This is a genomic window from Methylobacter marinus A45 (assembly GCF_000383855.1).
Taxonomy (GTDB): domain Bacteria; phylum Pseudomonadota; class Gammaproteobacteria; order Methylococcales; family Methylomonadaceae; genus Methylobacter; species Methylobacter marinus.
Genome location: NZ_KB912877.1, coordinates 3,383,940 through 3,403,111, shown reverse-complemented (window position 1 = coordinate 3,403,111; position 19,172 = coordinate 3,383,940). Strand labels below are relative to the sequence as shown.

Sequence of the window (19,172 nt, the reverse complement as noted above, 5' to 3'; positions counted from 1 at the left end):
CTCTCAAGAACGAAATAATCGGGAATACTGCATTTCATGGCGGCTGCTGGCCAGGGCCAGACCGAAAGCGCTGCCGCCGATGCCCTCATCGGCAAGGGTTAACGCCTCATCGACCAGGGCCGGTATGTTTCCGGCCAGATCGGCCAATAGCCGCTGCCCCGCCACCTGCCCCAACGGCACCAGCTTTACCGCGCACAGCACCTGGTTTTCCAGCCAGCTCCACAGATAGCCGATGGCGGTTTCGCGCAGGGGAATGCTCCAGTTGACGGCGGCAAACGCGAACACCGCGGCCAGCGTCGCTTCCGGCTTACGTATCCAGGGCTGCATTTCAGTTATCGCCAAACCGTCCAGCAGGCGCGCCAGGGCCTGGCCGGTTTGCCGGTCCTCGGCCCGCAGCTCGGCCGTTTCGCGGCAGGCGATCAGAACCCGGCTCCAGTGCTCCAGCTGTTCCATGGCCCCGCCTTGCCAGGCCTGATAAAACCTCGCCAGCACAGGCAGGTCGATGCACACCATGCCGCCATGCATCAGGCCGTCCAGCCATGCGCCGGCTTCGCCTGCATCGGTTATCCAGCCATCGTCGACCGCTCGCTCCAGGCCCTGGGAATAACTGTACATGCCGACCGGCAGGCCGGGGCTGACCAGCTGCAGCAAACGCAGCAAGGCCAGATCAGTGACCATCGCCGTGATACGCGCCCTGTTCCGGTTCGAACGGCAGTTCCTCATGCGTAACCGTCAGCCCCAGACCTTCCAGCATGCGATCCAGGACATGATCGGCCGGAAAACGCAGCTCGCCGGGCCGGATCTGCAAGGCCACATGCCGGTTGCCGAGATGATAGCAGGCGCGCGCGAATTGCAAGGCATCGTCCGCGCGCACCACCGACAGCGGTTCCGGCGCCGCATCGACGCGCACGCGGTAATGATCGGGGCCGGTTAAAATCAGCCCCTCGCGCAGCACCTGGCCGCGCGGCAAAAACAGTCCGATTTCGGTGCCGCTGTCGGTGTTGACCAACAGCCGGCTTTTCTGCCGGGCTTCGTACGGCAGCGTCACCACATCGTCCGGAGTCGTCTCCGGCGGAGCCAGTTCAGTAAGTTTCAGCATTTTCAAAACAAAAAATAACGTTGGGCAAAAGGCAGCACATCGGCCGGCTCGCAAGTCAGCAGCAGGCCGTCGGCGCGCACCGAATAGGTTTGCGGATCGACTTCGATATGCGGTTGGTAATGATTGTGAATCAAATCTTTCTTGCCGATCGTGCGCGTGTTCGCCACCACGCCGATCCGCTTGTTCAGCTTCAGCAGCGCGGCCATGTCGGCCTCGGCCGCGACCTTCGGCAAAAACACCATCGAGTTGGCCGCGGCGGCCCTGCCGAAGGCGCCGAACATGGGCCGGTAATGCACCGGCTGCGGCGTCGGAATCGAGGCATTGGGATCGCCCATGGGTGCCGCGGCAATGAATCCGCCTTTAATGATCAGGCTGGGCTTGGCCGCGAAAAAGGCCGGCTGCCACAGCACCAGATCGGCCAGCTTGCCGACTTCGACGGACCCGACTTCATGCGCGATGCCATGGCTGATGGCCGGATTGATCGTGTATTTGGCGATATAGCGCTTGATGCGGAAATTGTCGTTGCGGGACGAATCCTCCGCCAGGCTGCCGCGCTGCGCCTTCATTTTATGCGCGGTCTGCCAGGTGCGGATAATGACCTCGCCGACCCGGCCCATGGCCTGCGAATCGGACGCGATCATCGAGAAGGCCCCCAGGTCATGCAGAATATCCTCGGCGGCGATGGTCTCGCGGCGAATGCGCGATTCGGCGAAAGCCACGTCCTCGGCGATGCCCGGGTCCAGATGGTGGCACACCATCAGCATGTCCAGATGCTCGTCCACGGTGTTGACCGTGTAGGGCCGGGTCGGATTCGTCGACGACGGCAGCACGTTGGCCTCGCCGCAGGCCTTGATGATATCGGGGGCATGGCCGCCGCCGGCGCCCTCGGTGTGATAGGTATGGATGGCGCGGCCTTTGAAGGCGGCGAAGGTGTCCTCGACAAACCCGGACTCGTTCAAGGTGTCGGTGTGAATCGCGACCTGCACGTCAAAGCGCTCGGCCACGGACAGGCAGCAATCGATGGCCGCCGGCGTCGTGCCCCAGTCTTCGTGCAGCTTCAGGCCCATGGCTCCGGCGCGCACCTGTTCTTCCAACGCCGCAGGCAGACTGGCGTTGCCCTTGCCGAGCAGGCCGAAGTTCATGGGAAACGCATCCAGCGATTGCAGCATATTATGAATATTCCAGGCGCCGGGCGTGCAGGTCGTCGCGTTCGTGCCCGTGGCGGGGCCGGTGCCGCCGCCGATCATGGTGGTGATGCCCGACATCAGGGCTTCGTCGATTTGCTGCGGACAGATGAAATGGATATGCGCGTCGATGCCGCCGGCCGTCAGAATCTGGCCTTCCCCGGCGACGATTTCGGTGCCGGGGCCGATGACGATGTCGACGCCCTGTTGCGTATCGGGATTGCCGGCCTTGCCGACGCCAGCGATGCGGCCGTTCTTGATGCCGACATCAGCCTTGATGATGCCCCAGTAATCGACGATCAAGGCATTGGTGATGACCAGGTCCATAGCCTGAGTGCCATCAACCTGGCTTTGCCCCATGCCGTCGCGGATGACCTTGCCGCCGCCGAATTTGACTTCATCGCCGTAAACCGTGCGGTCTTCCTCCACTTCCAGAAACAGGCCGCTGTCGCCCAGGCGCACGCGGTCGCCGGTAGTCGGCCCGAACATATCGGCATAAGCCTGTCTGCTGATTCTACTCATCTAACTCTCCCATCACGGCCTGGCGAAAACCATAAACCCGGCGCAAGCCGGCAAAGGCCACCAGCTGCACTTCGCGCTGCTGGCCGGGTTCAAAGCGCATCGCCGTGCCGGCCGGAATATCCAGCCGGAAGCCGCGCGTCGCGGCGCGGTCAAAGTGCAAGGCGGGATTGGTCTCGAAAAAATGATAATGCGAGCCGACCTGAATCGGCCGGTCGCCGCTGTTGGCGACCACCACGCGGATCGTCTCGCGGCCCGCGTTCAGTTCCAACTCGCCGGCGGCGGCGATAATCTCTCCCGGAATCATGGCTTCACTCCTACTCGATGGGGTTGTGCACGGTCACCAGCTTGGTGCCGTCGGGAAAAGTCGCTTCCACCTGCACATCGGGCAGCATGTCGGCAACGCCTTCCATGACCTCGTCGCGGCTGAGCAGCGTGCGGCCAAACTCCATCAATTCGGCGACCGTGCGGCCATCGCGCGCGCCTTCCATGATCGCGGCGCTGATAAAAGCCACGGCTTCGGGATAATTCAGCTTGAGGCCGCGGGCCTTGCGCCGTTCGGCCAGCAGAGCGGCGGTAAATATCAGCAGTTTGTCTTTTTCGCGTGGTGTTAATTGCATTGTTTTATTTTCCCAAGTTGCCACTCGTTAAGTTAAGCCTTTTGTGGTGATCACTTTGGCTATGCTCGGGAGAGCCTTGTCGAACCATGAATGGATAAACTTAACGATCATAAAGTTAATTTTACCAAGCCGGTTGTGGGAGCGACGCCTACGTCGCGACTAGAGCGAGTATTGTTAAACGCTTGTCGCGACGTAGGCGTCGCTCCCACGTCGCTCCCACGGGCTTTAATTAACGACTTTCTGGTAATGGTAGTGAGTCAAGTCGCCCAAATCCGCGGCGCGCAGGCTTCGCGCCGCACGCAGCCCGGCCGTACAACCGCCCAAACCCGTTCGAAGAAAGCGCGCAGCCGGTCGCTTCGGCAATCAAGCGCCCGGCAGACCAGCAGATCGTCCATGCGCGTCACGCCCCGGCCTTTGGCATCGCCGATCAACTGCTGCACGGCGGCCAGCGTTTCAGCGCCGGCAGGGTAAGCGAACAGCGTTCCGCACGACGAACAACCCTGCAGGCCCCAGCGCGCTGCAAAAGCCCTGGCATCCAGCTTCAGGCGTTCCAGCAGCAGAGGCCGGTCCCGACAATAAACCTGCCAGTCCAGATCCGCCAGCCCCTCGTCGAAACGCTCACCGCAGGCGGGCCGGCCCAGGGACAGGATTTCCCAACCGATAAAGCGCGCCCCTGAAGCGAGTTCAACCTGAATCGTTGATCGCAGGCGGGCGCCTTCATAAATAATGGTTTCCTGAGGCAGCCATTCCAGCGCCGCGCCTTCCGCCACGGTTATCGAGACATCCTGCCTGGCCAGCCCGCCCGCGCTGCGATAAAACTTGCCCGCCGCCGGCGTGGTGATCAGGGCGTGGCTGCCTGCCTCGGCATCGATCTCAAGACTCAAGTGATCGCCCGCCACGATGCCGCCCGGCGGATGCAGCATGTAGACATGGCACACTCCGCCTTCCGGATAAAACGGCCGCTGTACCGTCAGCGGGCCGTAATGACGGCGGTGCGCCAGGACCGTTTTGCCGTGTCGCTGCGCGAACCCCAGCGCCAGTTTCGCTTCCCAGCCTTGAGCAGAGTTGCCCGCTACGCTGGCGCAGCCTGCCTCCTTCAGATCCGCCAGCACCCGATCAGGCTCCGGCCAGCAAGGTCGTGCCGACGACGGCGCACAGCAGGCCAAAGCCGGTGCCGATAGTTTTCAGCCTGGCCGACCCCGATAAGCCTGCCGCGATACCCAAGCCATGCAGCAACGCCGTGGTCAGCAAAAAACCCGCCGCGTACGAGACGGCATCGGCTCCCGCTTGCAGCTCGGCGGCATGGACATAACCGTGACCGAACGCGAACACGGCAGCCAGGACGACCGCCAGACCGGAGGACATGCGGCAGTTACTCCAGACCAGCCATCCGCAAGCCAGCACCGAAAACGCCACCCAGCTTTCCGCCGCGGTGATGGCGATACCGAGCAGAGAGACGCCCGCGCCCGCCGCCATCGTTAACAAAAAACTCATTGGCAGCAGCCACAATGCCCTGCCGCCGCGCATCGCCGCCCATAGCCCGATACCCAGCATGACCAGCAAATGATCGACACCCAGTAACGGATGCAGCAAGCCGTCGATAAAGCCATGCACCGCTCCGGCGCCGGTATGCGCCTGCGCCGGCAAGGACAACATCAAACCGATAAAAATTAGCAATTTGTTCGCTTTCATAAAGATTCCCCAGTGTTATTTTAAATTCCCGTAGGGTACTCAAGCGGGGCGGGGTTTGTAACCCCGCCCCTAACGTTTTCATGATGCCTGGGTCAAGTGGCTACCCTACCAGCCTGAAACATTTCGGACGGGGCAACATGCCCCGTCCCGCTCGGTTCCTGTAGGGTACCAGACTGTGAAAGTATTCAGCATTTTTCTCTTCAATGTCTATATGCTGTTATATACAAATATCAAATGCACAATATATTGTGGTTAAAATTTCAAAAAACGAATACTTTCACAGTCTCGTACGCATCGCGTACCTTTTAAAATGTCAGAATTTATCAACATCCCAAAAGGTACGCACTGCGTACCTTACATGATGTTTTATACATTACCCGTCAAACCGTCAAATAGCGTTTCACCATATCTTCGCTCAACTGGTCCATGGCGCCGGCGGCGACGCCTCGACCGCGGTCCATTATATAGAACCGATCCGCCACTTTGCGCGCAAAAGGCAGTTTTTGCTCCACCAGCAGGACGGTCACGCCCAGTTCGTTTTTGATTTTGATGATGCCTTCGCGCACGGCATCCCTTTCGCCCTCTTTCAGCAGCGGCGTCGGTATGTTTCTGGCCCGGTTCAGGCGGATGATCACATCGCCGATTTCGCTGACGATGTTAGGCTGTATGCCTTCGGTCGGCTCGTCCAGAATCAGCAATTTGGGATTCAGCACCAGGGCCCTGCCGATGGCCAGCTGTTGCTGCTGGCCGCCGGACAGATCGCCGCCGCGCCGCTTGAGCATTTGCTTCAGTACCGGAAAAATCTCAAAGACAGAGTCCGGGATTTTTTTGATGCCCTGCCCGCGCGCCGCGCGCAAACCGGTCTTCAGGTTTTCCTCCACGGTCAGCAGCGGAAAAATTTCCCGCCCCTGCGGCACGAAGCCGATACCCAGCCCGGCGCGCTGTTCGGGCCTGGCCAGGGTTAACGCCGCGCCCTGATAATCGATGGCGCCCTCGCGCACCGCGATCAGCCCCATGATGCACTTGAGCAGGGTGGTCTTGCCGACGCCGTTGCGTCCCATCAGGCACAGGCAGGAGCCGGCCGGCACGGCCAGATCGACATCCCACAAGGTATGGCTGCCGCCGTAATATTGATTCAGTCCGGTAATTTTCAGCATCAGTCCCCCAAATAAACCTGTATGACGCGCGGGTCGTTCTGTACTTCGTCCATGCTGCCTTCGGTCAGCACCGTCCCTTCATGCAGCACGGTCACGCGCTGGGCGATCGAGCGCACGAATTCCATATCATGCTCGACCACGATGATGGAACGCTCGCCCCGCAGCGACAGCAGCAGCTCCGCCGTGCGTTCGACTTCCTGATGAGTCATGCCCGCGACCGGTTCGTCGACCAGCATGACCTGAGGTTCCTGCATCAGCAGCATGCCGATCTCCAGCCATTGCTTCTGCCCGTGCGACAGAATGCCGGCCGGCCGCGAACGGTGTCCGGTCAGCCCTATCGTTTCCAGCACTTGCTCGATGCGCTCCCGCTGCGTTCCGTTGAGTCTGGCGAACAGGGTCGCCCAGACGCCCTTATCGGTCGCCAGGGCCAGTTCCAGGTTTTCGAACACGCTCAGCGTTTCGAAGACGCTGGGCTTTTGGAATTTGCGGCAGATGCCCGCCTGGGCAATAGCCGGCTCATCCATTTGCAGCAGATCGATGGTTTGCCCGAAAAACACCGAACCGCTGTCGGGACGGGTCTTGCCGGTAATCACATCCATCAGCGTGGTCTTGCCGGCGCCGTTCGGGCCGATCAGGCAGCGCAGTTCTCCCGCGCCGATATACAGCGACAGGTTATTGAGGGCTTTGAAGCCGTCGAAACTGACGCTGACATCTTCCAGATAAAGTATCGTGCCGTGCCGGGTATCGACCTGGCCTGCTTTCAAGGCGGGTACGCTCATTGCTTTTGCTCCTTCGGATGCCGCCGCCAGAACCCGAGCAAGCCGTCAGGCAATAGCACGGTAACGAGAATAAAGGCCGCCCCCAAAAAAAACAGCCAGATTTCCGGCGCCCATCCAGTCAGCAGCGTCTTGGCATAATTGACCAGCACCGCGCCGACGATGGCCCCGTACAGCGTGCCGCGCCCGCCGACCGCGACCCAGATGACGACTTCCAGCGAATTCAGGGGCGAAAACTCGCTGGGATTGATAATGCCGACCTGCGGCACATACAGGGCGCCGGCCATGCCGGCCAGCATGGCCGCAAACACGAAAACCCATAATTTGAAGTTCTCGACGCGATACCCCAGAAAACGCACGCGCATTTCCTGATCGCGGACCGCTGTCACCACCCGGCCCAATTTGCTGTTGATCACCCGGCGGCTGATCAGCAAGGCCAGAATCAGCGTGATGCCTGAAGCCATCAGCAGGCAGGCGCGCACGGCGTCGGACTGGATATTGAAGCCCAGGATGTCCTTGAAATCGGTCAGGCCGTTGTTGCCGCCGAAGCCCATTTCATTGCGGAAAAAAGCCAGCATCAGCGCATAGGTCAAAGCCTGCGTGATGATCGACAGATACACGCCGGTCACCCGCGAGCGGAACGCCAGCCAGCCGAACACGAAAGCCAGCAAGCCCGGCACCAGCACAATCATTAACGCCGCCAGCCAGAACTGGTCGAATCCGTGCCAGTACCAGGGCAGTTCCTTCCAGTCCAGGAACACCATGAAATCGGGCAGCACGGGATCGCCGTACACGCCGCGACTGCCGATCTGGCGCATCAGGTACATGCCCATGACGTAGCCGCCGAGCGCAAAAAACGCGCCCTGCCCCAGCGCCAGAATGCCGCAATAACCCCAGACCAGGTCCAGCGACATGCCCAGCAGGGCGAAGGTCAGGTACTTGCCTATCAGCGAAACCGTATAGGCGGAAAAATACAGCGGCGAATCCGGCGCGAAAAGCAAATTGCAGAGCGGCACGATCAGGCTGATCGCGGCCAGGGCCGCCAGCACCGAGGCCATGACCTTGTCGTTTTTTAATCCGTTTAACAGCATCACCTAGCCCTCCACTGCCCTGCCCCGTTGCGGAAACAAGCCGCGCGGGCGTTTTTGAATGAATAAAATGATGAACACCAGCACCAGTATTTTCGCCAACACGGCGCCGGCGTAGGGTTCAAGCAATTTGTTGGCGATGCCCAGGGAAAACCCCGCCACCAGCGTGCCCCACAAATTGCCGACGCCGCCGAACACCACGACCATGAACGAATCGACGATGTAGACCTGCCCCAGATTCGGGCCGACATTGGTGATCTGGCTCAAGGCCACGCCGGCCACTCCGGCAATGCCCGAGCCCAGCCCGAAAGTCAGGGCATCGACCCGGCCGGTCGGTATGCCCATGGCTTTGGCCATATTGCGGTTCTGGGCCACGGCCCGCACTTCCAGCCCCAAACGCGTGCGTCTGAGGATTTGCAGCAGCAACGCGAACACCAGCAGGCAGAACACCAGAATGTAGAAGCGGTTCCAGGTCAGCGACAGGAAATCATTGATCCGCCAGGCGCCGCTCATCCAGTCCGGCGTGGCGACGCTGCGGTTCAGCGGAGAAAAAATCGACCGCACCGTCTGTTGCAGAAACAGGCTGACGCCGAAGGTTGCCAGCAGCGTTTCCAGGGGGCGGCCGTACAGAAAGCGGATGATGCCGCGTTCGATGGCGATCCCGGTCAGGCCGGAAATAACGAACGCGGCCGGTATCGCGATCGCCAGCGACCAGCCCAGACTGTCCGGCATGAGCTGTTGCGTGACGTACGTGGTGTAAGCGCCGAGCATCATCAATTCGCCATGCGCCATGTTGATCACGCCCATGACGCCGAAGGTAATGGCCAGGCCGATCGCCGCCAGCACCAGCACCGCGCCCAGGCTCAGGCCGAAAAACAGGGTTTCGGCCGCGGCGTACAGCTGCAGCCTGGCATTGATGCTCGCCAGTGCCGCCTCGGCCTGGCGGCGCACCTCGCCGTCCGGCTCCCGGAAACGGCCTTCGGTGTCTTTCTCGACCAGCCCGTTCAAGCGGTTGACGACATCGCGGCTGGCCTGATCTTTCAACAAGGCGATCGCGGCCAGGCGCTGGGCCTTGTCGCCGCGCTTCAATTGCTCCAGCCCCAGGATCAGCTTAATGGCTTTCTGCACGCCCGCGTCCTGTTCCAGCACCAGATGATCGCGCAGCAGCGCCAGGCTGTCGGCATCCACGGCCTTACCGATGGCCTTGACCGCGGCCAGCCGGACATCGGCGTCATCGTTATTCAGCTGCAGCCGGCCGATGAGTTTCCGCAGCGAGGCGCGCAGATTGTTGGTGACGGCAATCTTTTGCATCGCGGAGCGCGCCGCCGTGCCCAGGCTTTCGGCGCTTTGGGCATCGATAAGCCGGTAGCCTTCCTCAACCGTCTCGCCGATCACGAGCCGGTCATCGGCCTTCAGGTTAAACAGCCGACCCTCCAGCAGCGCCTGCAGCACGACAACGACGCGCGGCTGGCGCACCGCGGCCAGTTGTTCGATAGCCTGGCCGCGTTCGGCCATGGACGCGCCCTTAAGCGTGCTCAACGCGGCCGAGAAAGCCGCCTCGGAAGCGTTCTCCTGACCCAGGCCCAACGTTGGCAGCATCAGGATGACGGCCAAGACCGCCCCGCTGCACCACCTGAAAGAATTCGCTTTCATGTCCTCTCCAATAATCATAATCAACGGCCGGCTGGTCAGCGGTTCTCCGATAGCCTGTTGTGCACCCGAAACAGGGCGGACACGCAGGTCCGCCCCTACAATGCATCCATGCGATACAGACGCCCCTCGAAACACCGGATTCACCAACCCGGCCAATGCCTTCAGATCAAAAATTCTGCCCGGAGCATTGCTTGGTTTCGGTGTTGTAATTGCCGCAGCTGATCGGCGCCGTCCAGTCGGCAATAATGGGTTTGCTTTCCGGCAGGAAATCGGACCAGGCATCGCCTTCGACCAGTGTGTTGGTCTGCCAGACCGTCAACAGCTGGCCGTCGTCCTGGATTTCGCCGATCAATACCGGTTTGCTGATGTGATGGTTGGGCAGCATTTTGGCGATGCCGCCGGTCAGGTTCGGAAACTCCATGCCGATGATCGCTTTCTGTACGGCATCCGGATCGGTGGTGCCGGCTTTTTCCACGGCCTTGACCCACATGTTGAAGCCGATGTAGTGCGCTTCCATGGGATCATTGGTCACGCGTTTCGGATTCTTGATAAAGTCATGCCATTTGGAGATGAAATCGGCGTTTTTAGTGGTATCGATGCTCATGAAATAGTTCCAGGCGGCCAGATGGCCCACCAGCGGCTTGGTGTCCATGCCCGACAGTTCCTCTTCGCCCACCGAAAACGCCACTACCGGAATCTGTTCCGAGGAAATGCCCTGATTGCCCAGTTCCTTGTAGAACGGAATGTTGGCGTCGCCGTTGATGGTCGACACCACGGCCGTCTTCTTGCCGGCCGAGCCGAATTTCTTGATTTCGGCGACGATGCTCTGCCAGTCGGAATGCCCGAACGGCGTGTAGTTGATCATGATATCCTTCTTGTCCACGCCCTTGGCGACCAGATACGCTTCAAGAATCTTGTTGGTCGTGCGCGGGTAAACGTAGTCGGTGCCGGCCAGTACCCAGCGCTCCGCCTTTAAATCGTTCATCAGATAATCGATTGCCGGAATGGCCTGCTGATTCGGCGCGGCGCCGGTGTAAAAGACGTTCTTGGACGACTCCTCGCCTTCGTACTGCACCGGGTAGAACAGCAGGCCGTTAAGCTCTTCCACCACCGGCAGGACGGATTTTCGCGACACCGACGTCCAGCAGCCGAAGATCGACGCCACCTTGTCCTTGGTCAGCAGTTCACGGGCTTTTTCGGCGAACAGCGGCCAGTTGGAGGCCGGATCGACGACCACGGCTTCGAGCTTTTTGCCGAGCAGGCCGCCTTTCTTGTTCTGTTCGTCAATCAGCATCAGCATCGTGTCCTTGAGCGTGGTTTCGCTGATCGCCATGGTGCCGGACAACGAATGCAGCACGCCGACCTTGATGGTGTCCTCGGCCTTGGCCGCGCCGGCCGTCGAAGTCAGTAACGCGAGGGTGCCGGCGATACCGAGGCTGCGCAGTTTTGAAGATAGTCTATTCATAGTAGTCATCCTGAAGTGTTAAAGAAGGTTTAAATTTGCCACTGGAAGCCCAGCTTAATGGCGTTGACGTCATCGCCCGAGGCGGTTGATGAGTAATCGAGCCCCTTGGTCAGCAGGTCGCCGTACTGCCAGCTCAAGGACACGCGGGCGTTATGGCCGTCGATGACGTAGTTCACGCCGCCTTCGACGACATCGCGGTCGGAACTGCCGTCCGGCAGGACATTCACATAGCGCACATACGGCTGAAACTGGCCGATGCCGATTTGTTGCGGGAACAGGTACATGCCGCTGATGTCGTAGGCGTTGCCCTCGAACATGGCGAAGCCGCCGCCGGCATCGCGCGAGGCCTGGCTGTAGCCGTCGGTAATGCCGTAGTTTTTGTACTCGCCGTTCAAGGTCACGACGCCGCCGTTGCCCAGCACTTTTTCCATCAGCACGTCGACCGAAGTGCCGCGGAAATTGCCGGCATCGTCGAACGTGCCGGCGCCGTCTTCCTGGTACTGGTTGGTGACCGCGACGGTCAGGATATCGCCGCCCTTGCCGTAGTACGTGCCGGAGGTGTAATAGCCGGGATTTTTCTCGACATCCCAGAAGTTGTACGCGATGCGCTGGGCATACAGGATATTGTCGTCGACATTGGCGCCGCCTCTCAGGCCGCGAAAAAAGCCGAAGGCATACTGCAAACGGCCGTCAAACGCCGCCCCCCAGAACGTGGCGCCGTCATCGCGGCCGAAAGAACCGGCGGACGTGCCGTCCGATTTAATGGTCAGGTTGAAGTCGGCCGGCTCGAACGGCGTGCCGGCGCTGAAAATATTGTAGATGCCGCTGTAAAACGGGCCGTTCATTTCCCGGCGTTCGGCCGGCACCAGCATGCGGCCCACCCAAAGGTTAACGTAGGGGTTGTACTCGAACTTGCCGATCGCATCCAGCACCCTTACTTCCCCGCCATTGCTGCAGGTCTGGCAATCGGTGTTGAACTCCACCTTCAAATATTCATGAATTTGCCCGTTGATGTACAAACGAATATTGTCCAGATTAAAGTCGTTGCTCCATTTATTGCCATTGGCGCCGGACGCGCCTTCGACGGATTGAAAACTGGTGCGCAAACCGGCACCGATGCTGACCCATTTGGTGTCGTCGATTTTGAATGTCGCGCCCGCCTGCGCGGTCGACGCATGGCCGGCCGCCAGCGCCAGCAGGCTGATGGCGGAAAGAAGCCGATTTTTTCGTGTTTCGGACGTTGTTTCTACAGAATCGCTCATGTCAGGTTCCCCCCAAACTTTAAAAAACATGATTTGATGTTGCATCCGGAAGGCCCGAACGCGGCCGAAAAAACCGGCTGGCGAGAATTATTTTGTCTGGGGGATATTTCGACAATGCGTCATCTGACTCATCAGTCAGATGACGTATAGCCGCGCACCGGCCGCTCGATTAGAGTTTCAATACCTTTGCACCCTGACCTACGGACACCTATGATCAAGCCACTACCCGCCGCCAGCCGCCTGTTTTTCAAATCCGCGGCAATCGCCTGCGCATTGACCGCCTGTGCCGCGGGACCGGAAAAACGGCAGGTGCGGCTCGATACCGCGCGGGTCGAACACATTGCCTTCAAGATCGGCGCGATCCGGCAACCGACGTTAGCGACAGCCCTGTCCCGACCCGGCATCGCGGCCCGGATCGCCGACAACCTGGCCGGCTGGAGCTATCCCGTCAGCGCCGATGACAGCCAGGCGGCCAGCCACACCCTGACCGCCGAAATCGGCGCGATCGAATACGGCGAAACGCCGACCGGTTTTTCATTTTCCGCCGGCGATTCCGATCCCCGGGCGCCCGGCTTTCAAAAAACCGACGTGCTGCCCATCAGCTGCGAACTGACGTTTATCGCCCGCCCCGAACAAACCCGTTATCTGCACATGGACTTCGCGGTCGGTAGCGCTTTCGGCAAACGCGCGGGGCAAGCCGTCGGCATCGACAAACTGGTCGATCACATCAGCACCGTCTGTTTCAATCTGCTGAATGAACTGGACTGGCCCGATAAAACGCCGGACCAGCCGGCTTCCGGCGTCAAGCCCGGCTGGATGCCGGAAGTGCGCATCGAAACCGTGACCGGGCCGATTGAGGGAGAGGAGGAAGCAGACGCGAAGGCGTCCGGCAAGGCGATCACCTCCACCAGCGAAGGCCGTAAACAAATCATCATTCACAACCAGGGGGCGCCGGTGATTTTACGTTTTGGGCATGAAAGACGGTGATTGACTCATGCGGGCACGCGGGGCGAAGTCGCCCTGCTGGTATATGAAGCTCCTGATTAACTGATATTACGCGGCCAGCTGATGTTAAATCGATTTAATAAGGTGTCGCTAGCGCGACGGTTTTATTTAATCGGGTTTATCGCACCCGAAGGCGAGTTACTTTCTTTTGCGCGGCCAAAAGAAAGTAACCAAAGAAAAGGCCGCCCGGTTGCCGCTTGCTTCCTGCGCTCCTCGCTTTCGCCGAGGGTTGCCAAAGGGACTCCTGTCCCTTTGGCAACGCGCTTCATCCATGAAGCGCCCCTTCGGGCTGTTCTCGGCGAAAGCTGCGATGCTCGGCGCGGCAAACGGGATGAAACCGCTCACGTACGTAATATCAGTGAATAAAAAACATTATCGGAACTGACCAAAAGCATTTCAGCGCAGCCTATTTTGGTGCAGAGCCAGAGCTAGCGCACCAATGTGGCTCAAGGTTCTTTATGGATGCCGCTTTTTTTCGCGCATTGGCCGTGCCCAATGCTGTCTGGTGCGCTTATTGCTATGTCGAGGAGGTAATTTAACCAATGCCGTGGGGTAAATTTTTTACCAAACCCACCAAGGAAGCCGGTATCCGACACAACATCTCAAAAATTCGCCATGACTATAACGCCTGGGTCGCCAACGAAATGCTGGAGGACTATGCGCTCCGGTTTGCGCCGCGCACGTTTCGCAAATGGTCCGAATTTCAGGTGGCGAATACCGCGTTCGGCTCCACCTCCTTCCTGGTCCTGGAAGCGATAGGCGGCTTTCTGTCCATCAACTACGGTTTTACCAATGCCTTCTGGGCCATTCTGGCCGTCGGCCTGATCATTTTTATCACCAGTTTCCCGATCAGCTATTACGCGGCCCGCTACAACATCGACATCGACCTGATGACCCGCAGCGCCGGGTTCGGCTACATCGGCTCGACGGTCACCTCATTGATTTACGCCTCGTTTACCTTCACGCTGTTTGCGCTCGAGGCCTCCATCATGTCCCTGGCGCTGGAACTGTATTTCCACATTCCGCTGGCCATGGCGCATATCATCAGCGCCGTTATCGTCATTCCGCTGGTGACTTTCGGCATCACCACCATCAGCCACCTGCAATTATGGACGCAGCCGCTGTGGCTGGTGCTGCTGATTGCGCCGTATATCGCCGTGTTCGTGCGCGAGCCGGAGTCGCTGATGACCCTGCAGGCCTATTTCGGGATCGCGGGCAGCGGCCGGGACTTCGACTGGCTGCTGTTCGGCAGCGCCGCCACCATCGCTTTTTCGATGGTGGCGCAGATCGGCGAGCAGGTGGATTTTTTACGGTTCATGCCGGAACTGACCGAAAAAAACCGGCTGCGCTGGTGGCTGGGCACGTTGAGCGCGGGACCCGGCTGGATTCTGTTCGGCATGGCCAGGCAGCTGGGCGGCGCCCTGCTCGCGCATCTTGCCGTGCGTCACGGCATAGATCCGGTTCATGCCCATGAACCGACGCAAATGTATCTGGTGGCCTACGGCGAACTGTTCGGCAATACCGAGCTGGCCCTGGCGGCCACGACCCTGTTTGTGGTGATTTCCCAGGTCAAGATCAATGTCACCAATGCCTATGCGGGCTCACTGGCCTGGTCGAACTTTTTCTCGCGCCTGACCCACAGCCATCCCGGGCGGGTGATCTGGCTGCTGTTCAATGTTTCCATCGCCCTGCTACTGATGGAGTTCGGCGTCTTCGGCGCGCTGGAAAAAGTGCTGGGGCTGTTTTCCAATATCTCGATCGCCTGGATCAGCGCCGTGGCCGCCGAACTGCTGATCAACAAGCCCTTGGGCCTGAGCCCCAAGGCGGTCGAGTTTAAACGCGCCTACCTGCCCGACCTCAATCCGGTCGGCATACTGGCGACCCTGTGCGCCTCGGTCGTTTCGATTCTGGCTTATCTGGGGCTGTTCGGCGCCCATGCCCAGGCCTTTTCCGCCTTCATCGCCCTGGGTCTGGCTTTTGTGCTGGTCCCCTGCATTGCCTGGGTCTACGGGCGCGAACGTTACCTGTCCCGCGACATCGGCCATCATCATCCGGACCAGCTCGGCCGGTGCAGCATTTGCGAAAACCATTTCGAACGCGAGGACATGGCCTATTGCCCCGTCTATAAGGGCGGCATCTGCTCGCTCTGCTGCACGCTGGACTCGCGCTGCATGGACGCCTGCAAGCCGGGCATGCGCCTGGACGATTATCTGCACAACCTGGCCGAATACTGTCTGCCCGGCCGGCTGAATCTGACCGTCAGGCTGCGCCTGATACGCTTCAGCCTGCTGTTTTTGTTTCTGACGGTGCTGACCAGCGTCTTCGTCGGCATTATTTATTACCAGGACCTGCTGACCGCCGAACCCTACCCGCCGTCCTTCAACCTGCTTCTGGAAAATTTTGTCAAGGTGTACGCCTCCTTGCTGGTGTTCATCGGCTTGTGCACCTGGTGGCTGATCCTGAACGACGAAAGCCGGCGCGTGGCGCATGAAGAAACCGACCGGCAAACCCAGCGCCTGCTGATGGAAATCGCCGAGCACAAGAAAACCGATGCCAAGCTGCAGCAGGCCATCAACATGGCGGACCGCGCCAACAGCGCGAAGAGCCGGTTCCTCAGCAGCATGAGCCACGAGATACGCACGCCGTTAAACAGCATTATCGGCTATGCCTACATTCTGCAGAAAGATCCGGCGATACCGGCGCACAGGCGCCAGGCCGTGGATATTCTGAAACGCAACAGCGAGCATTTATCGTCACTGATCGAAGATATTCTCGATATTGCCCGCATCGAGGCGCGCAAGTTCGAACTGCGCCGCGAGCCTATCGATTTCCCGAATTTTATCGAGCACCTGGTCAGCATTTTCAAGCCGCAGGCCGAGGACAAGGGCCTGTCGTTTCACTGCCAGATCGTCAACACCCTGCCCCAACGGGTGCGCGGCGATGAGAAGCGGGTCGGGCAAATCCTGATCAACCTGCTCGGCAATGCGATCAAGTTCACCTCGACGGGCGAGATCATACTGCGTATCGGGTACAGTTGCGGCGTCACCACGTTTCAGGTCATCGACACCGGCCCCGGCATCCGCCAGGACCAGTTGACGAACATTTTCCAGCCCTTTACCCAGCTGCCGAACGAGAGCCTGACCGGCGGCAGCGGCCTGGGACTGACCATCAGCAAAATCCTGTGCGAAATCATGGGCGGCGAACTGGCTGTCGCCAGCGACCAGGGCCAGGGTGCCACCTTTACCGTGCGGCTGTTGCTGCCCAACCTGGGCGGCAAGCAGCAATACATCCAGGAAGAAGACATCGTCGGCTACCGGGGAAAACACCGCAGCATCCTGGTGGTCGATGACCAACCGGAGCATCGTCAGCTGGTCGCGTCCATTCTGGAACCGCTAGGCTTTGGCCTGGCCGGGGCCGGCAGCGGCGAGGACTGCCTGGTTCAAGTTCAAAATGATCCGCCCGACCTTATCCTGCTGGACTTGTCCATGCCCGGCCTGGACGGCGCCGAAACCGCCCACCGGCTGCGCCTGAAAGACTATGCGGGTCCGATCATCGTACTCAGCGCCAACGCCTATCCGGCCGACCGGGTGAACGCCGTCAACGCCGGCTGCAGCGACTTCCTGTCCAAGCCCCTGCAGGTCAGCGAACTGCTGTACAAACTGAAACTGCATCTGGCGCTGGACTGGCGCTATCAGGAAGATGACGCCGAACCGCGCGGCGACTATCAGACGCCTTCGCCGGACATCCTTCAGGACCTGGCCGGCTATGTCCGGATCGGCGACTTGATGAGCGTTAACCAATACCTGGCCGAATTGATCGAGCGCCAGCCGCAATACGGTCATTTCGCCCGGCGGATCATGGCGCTGGCCGGCGAATTCCGGCTGGCTGAAATCAAACAACTTTTACCTGTGGCGAACGAGGAACAAACCGGCGATGACCAGTAAACTTTCCCCTGCCGGCGGCACCGTCATGATCGTCGATGACACGCCCGGCAATCTGGCCCTGCTCTCCGATACGCTTTCCGAAGCCGGCTACCGCGTACTGGTGGCCACCGACGGGCTGTCGGCGCTGGAGCAGATCACTTACCTGAAACCGGACATTATCTTGCTGGACGTGATGATGCCGGGCATCGACGGCTTTGAAACCTGCAACCGGCTCAAAGCCAGCCCCGAAACGGCCAACATTCCGGTCTTGTTCATGACCGCGCTAAGCGAACTCGACAACCTGTTGCGCGGTTTCGACGAAGGCGCCGTCGATTACATCGTCAAGCCGATACGCCCGCCCGAAGTCCTGGCCCGGGTGGACGTGCAGCTGACTCAGGCCCGAAACCTGCGGCGCGCCGAAAACGCCCTGAACCATAGCCCTTTCTCCGCCCTGGCAACCGACCCATCCGGCCGCATCACCTGGCTGACGCCGGGCGGCAGCCGCTGGCTGGACGAATTCCGGCAAACCCACATGCTGACGGGGGAAAACGAGGTGGGCGCGCCGCTGCCCAAACCGCTGCTCGAATGGTTTGGCGCGCGCCTGGCCGCGGCCGGAAAATCCGACCGAGACACCTTTGAAAGCCGGCGGGCCGGCGTCGATTTTTCCGCCAGAATAGCGCCGTGCCAGCACGCCGACGAGTACCTGCTGGTGCTGGAAAGGCATTCCGGCAGCTGGGACCTGGATTCGGTCAGGCAGTCCCTGGGGCTGACTTTTCGCGAAGCGGAAATCCTGATGTGGATATCCCGGGGCAAGACCAACAAGGAGGTCGGCATGATCCTGGGCAGCAGCCCGCGCACCATCAATAAACACCTCGAGCATATTTTTGAAAAGCTGGGCGTCGTCACCCGCGCGGCGGCCGTTTCAATGGTCCTACGGCGCACGCCGGTTTGAGCGGGCGCTGATCGTTAAATCCGGCCCGCAAGGAATGGCCGGCAGGAAAGCCCTGACAGCCGTTAAGGATCCGGTTGTTTCCTCGTTCCCACGCTTCTGCGCTCATCGTTATACATAAGTCAAAAATTACTGTTTTGCAATCTTAGCCAGTGAGGCTTCGATACCCTTTTTTGTCGCCCAACATTCCCGACTTCGAAATCGCGATCTGGGGATCGCTCCCACAGAGCATCCCCCTCCTTGTGGGAGCGACGCCTTCGTCGCGATTTCGAAGCCACTGATGTTCAATATCCGCGGATTTATCAAACAGCACCGTTTCCAGATATACGACGAACTCTGTTTAGCAAGTTTACCGATACTTGTGTATAACGGCGAGCGCTCCCGCGTGGGAATGCAGACCGCAGCTGAACTGAGCACCGGTATGGGTTCCCACGCAGGAGCATGGGAACCAGGGAACGCGCGCGTGGTTATTTATCTAAATGCGCCGCAAGACACCTTCCTTTAGGTGGATGATGTAGCGGCGTTGTGTTACTGACAGTGAATTGTTTTTTAAAGTGAATCATGTTAAATTTTCCCGCTAGTACCGAAGGTCATTCGGGAAGGGTTGCAATAACCAGTCAACCCAACGCCTTGGAAACTGAAGCCGCATAAAGTGAAAGCTCCCTTAACAGGTTGCGGACGATTAAAGGAACCCGTGAGAAACGGCAACGTAAGCTCACTCCTGAGAAATCAGGAATCACCGCCTCTTTAGGGCGGTGAGGATGTCAATCATTTGTGCTA

Annotated in this window: 16 protein-coding genes; 3 read left to right on the top strand and 13 right to left on the bottom strand. The window is 59.6% G+C overall.

Features of this window, described 5'->3' with window-relative positions; genetic code table 11:
- Nucleotides 1-3: 3 nt before the first annotated feature.
- The 13 genes from METMA_RS0116255 to METMA_RS0116195 all read right to left on the bottom strand — a co-directional run bounded on the left by METMA_RS0116255 (nucleotide 4) and on the right by METMA_RS0116195 (nucleotide 12,515).
- Nucleotides 4-678: an urease accessory protein UreF gene (locus tag METMA_RS0116255; RefSeq protein ID WP_020160169.1), complete on the bottom strand. Its 675-nt coding sequence runs from the start codon at nucleotides 676-678 to the stop codon at nucleotides 4-6.
- The gene (gene ureE / locus METMA_RS0116250) at nucleotides 668-1,099 is read right to left on the bottom strand and encodes an urease accessory protein UreE (RefSeq protein WP_027147390.1); all 432 of its coding nucleotides are present in this window, start codon (nucleotides 1,097-1,099) and stop codon (nucleotides 668-670) included. The genes METMA_RS0116255 and ureE overlap by 11 nt, the downstream gene beginning before the upstream one ends.
- Nucleotides 1,100-1,101: 2 nt before the next feature.
- Entirely contained in the window at nucleotides 1,102-2,805 is a 1,704-nt protein-coding gene (ureC, locus tag METMA_RS0116245; protein ID WP_020160167.1) for an urease subunit alpha, read from the bottom strand.
- Nucleotides 2,798-3,109: an urease subunit beta gene (locus tag METMA_RS0116240; protein ID WP_020160166.1), complete on the bottom strand. Its 312-nt coding sequence runs from the start codon at nucleotides 3,107-3,109 to the stop codon at nucleotides 2,798-2,800. The genes ureC and METMA_RS0116240 overlap by 8 nt, the downstream gene beginning before the upstream one ends.
- Nucleotides 3,110-3,119: 10 nt before the next feature.
- Nucleotides 3,120-3,422 carry an urease subunit gamma gene (gene ureA, locus METMA_RS0116235; RefSeq protein ID WP_020160165.1) on the bottom strand — a complete coding sequence of 101 codons (303 nt, stop codon included), beginning with the start codon at nucleotides 3,420-3,422 and terminating at the stop codon, nucleotides 3,120-3,122.
- A 257-nt stretch (nucleotides 3,423-3,679) separates the two neighbouring features.
- A complete protein-coding gene (locus METMA_RS0116230; protein WP_020160164.1) occupies nucleotides 3,680-4,534 on the bottom strand; it encodes an urease accessory protein UreD in 855 nt (284 codons plus the stop codon).
- A 4-nt stretch (nucleotides 4,535-4,538) separates the two neighbouring features.
- Nucleotides 4,539-5,114, bottom strand: coding sequence for a HupE/UreJ family protein (locus tag METMA_RS0116225; protein ID WP_020160163.1), 576 nt, complete (start codon nucleotides 5,112-5,114; stop codon nucleotides 4,539-4,541).
- A 380-nt stretch (nucleotides 5,115-5,494) separates the two neighbouring features.
- Entirely contained in the window at nucleotides 5,495-6,271 is a 777-nt protein-coding gene (locus METMA_RS0116220) for an ABC transporter ATP-binding protein (RefSeq protein ID WP_020160162.1), read from the bottom strand.
- Nucleotides 6,271-7,050 carry an urea ABC transporter ATP-binding protein UrtD gene (gene urtD, locus METMA_RS0116215; RefSeq protein WP_020160161.1) on the bottom strand — a complete coding sequence of 260 codons (780 nt, stop codon included), beginning with the start codon at nucleotides 7,048-7,050 and terminating at the stop codon, nucleotides 6,271-6,273. Before urtD ends, METMA_RS0116220 begins: the two co-directional genes overlap by 1 nt.
- Nucleotides 7,047-8,138 carry an urea ABC transporter permease subunit UrtC gene (urtC, locus tag METMA_RS0116210; protein WP_020160160.1) on the bottom strand — a complete coding sequence of 364 codons (1,092 nt, stop codon included), beginning with the start codon at nucleotides 8,136-8,138 and terminating at the stop codon, nucleotides 7,047-7,049. Before urtC ends, urtD begins: the two co-directional genes overlap by 4 nt.
- Before the next feature lie 3 nt (nucleotides 8,139-8,141).
- Nucleotides 8,142-9,788: an urea ABC transporter permease subunit UrtB gene (gene urtB / locus METMA_RS0116205; protein ID WP_156830522.1), complete on the bottom strand. Its 1,647-nt coding sequence runs from the start codon at nucleotides 9,786-9,788 to the stop codon at nucleotides 8,142-8,144.
- Nucleotides 9,789-9,954: 166 nt separating this feature from the next.
- Nucleotides 9,955-11,253 (bottom strand): urea ABC transporter substrate-binding protein, encoded by a 1,299-nt coding sequence (gene urtA / locus METMA_RS0116200; RefSeq protein ID WP_020160158.1) that lies wholly within the window; start codon nucleotides 11,251-11,253, stop codon nucleotides 9,955-9,957.
- Between the two features lie 29 nt (nucleotides 11,254-11,282).
- Nucleotides 11,283-12,515 (bottom strand): porin family protein, encoded by a 1,233-nt coding sequence (locus METMA_RS0116195; protein WP_027147388.1) that lies wholly within the window; start codon nucleotides 12,513-12,515, stop codon nucleotides 11,283-11,285.
- A gap of 210 nt (nucleotides 12,516-12,725) precedes the next feature.
- Here METMA_RS0116195 and METMA_RS24840 point away from each other — a divergent pair, with 210 nt between their 5' ends.
- The 3 genes from METMA_RS24840 (at nucleotide 12,726) to METMA_RS0116180 (ending at nucleotide 18,395) form a co-directional block, all read left to right on the top strand.
- Nucleotides 12,726-13,502, top strand: coding sequence for a hypothetical protein (locus METMA_RS24840; protein WP_020160156.1), 777 nt, complete (start codon nucleotides 12,726-12,728; stop codon nucleotides 13,500-13,502).
- Nucleotides 13,503-14,062: 560 nt separating this feature from the next.
- Nucleotides 14,063-17,464, top strand: a complete 3,402-nt coding sequence (locus METMA_RS0116185) for a response regulator (RefSeq protein WP_020160155.1) — start codon at nucleotides 14,063-14,065, stop codon at nucleotides 17,462-17,464.
- Nucleotides 17,454-18,395: a response regulator transcription factor gene (locus METMA_RS0116180; RefSeq protein ID WP_020160154.1), complete on the top strand. Its 942-nt coding sequence runs from the start codon at nucleotides 17,454-17,456 to the stop codon at nucleotides 18,393-18,395. The genes METMA_RS0116185 and METMA_RS0116180 overlap by 11 nt, the downstream gene beginning before the upstream one ends.
- Nucleotides 18,396-19,172 lie beyond the last annotated feature (777 nt).

Excerpts from the sequence above, each read along its gene's own strand:
- METMA_RS0116255 (WP_020160169.1), bottom strand. The coding sequence starts at position 678 with ATGGTCACTGATCTGGCCTTGCTGCGTTTGCTGCAGCTGGTCAGCCCC.
- ureC (WP_020160167.1), bottom strand. The coding sequence starts at position 2,805 with ATGAGTAGAATCAGCAGACAGGCTTATGCCGATATGTTCGGGCCGACT.
- METMA_RS0116220 (WP_020160162.1), bottom strand. The coding sequence starts at position 6,271 with ATGCTGAAAATTACCGGACTGAATCAATATTACGGCGGCAGCCATACC.
- METMA_RS0116180 (WP_020160154.1), top strand. The coding sequence starts at position 17,454 with ATGACCAGTAAACTTTCCCCTGCCGGCGGCACCGTCATGATCGTCGAT.
- ureE (WP_027147390.1), bottom strand. The coding sequence starts at position 1,099 with ATGCTGAAACTTACTGAACTGGCTCCGCCGGAGACGACTCCGGACGAT.
- urtA (WP_020160158.1), bottom strand. The coding sequence starts at position 11,253 with ATGAATAGACTATCTTCAAAACTGCGCAGCCTCGGTATCGCCGGCACC.
- METMA_RS0116225 (WP_020160163.1), bottom strand. The coding sequence starts at position 5,114 with ATGAAAGCGAACAAATTGCTAATTTTTATCGGTTTGATGTTGTCCTTG.
- urtD (WP_020160161.1), bottom strand. The coding sequence starts at position 7,050 with ATGAGCGTACCCGCCTTGAAAGCAGGCCAGGTCGATACCCGGCACGGC.
- METMA_RS0116185 (WP_020160155.1), top strand. The coding sequence starts at position 14,063 with ATGCCGTGGGGTAAATTTTTTACCAAACCCACCAAGGAAGCCGGTATC.
- METMA_RS0116195 (WP_027147388.1), bottom strand. The coding sequence starts at position 12,515 with ATGAGCGATTCTGTAGAAACAACGTCCGAAACACGAAAAAATCGGCTT.
- ureA (WP_020160165.1), bottom strand. The coding sequence starts at position 3,422 with ATGCAATTAACACCACGCGAAAAAGACAAACTGCTGATATTTACCGCC.
- METMA_RS24840 (WP_020160156.1), top strand. The coding sequence starts at position 12,726 with ATGATCAAGCCACTACCCGCCGCCAGCCGCCTGTTTTTCAAATCCGCG.
- urtB (WP_156830522.1), bottom strand. The coding sequence starts at position 9,788 with ATGAAAGCGAATTCTTTCAGGTGGTGCAGCGGGGCGGTCTTGGCCGTC.
- urtC (WP_020160160.1), bottom strand. The coding sequence starts at position 8,138 with ATGCTGTTAAACGGATTAAAAAACGACAAGGTCATGGCCTCGGTGCTG.
- METMA_RS0116240 (WP_020160166.1), bottom strand. The coding sequence starts at position 3,109 with ATGATTCCGGGAGAGATTATCGCCGCCGCCGGCGAGTTGGAACTGAAC.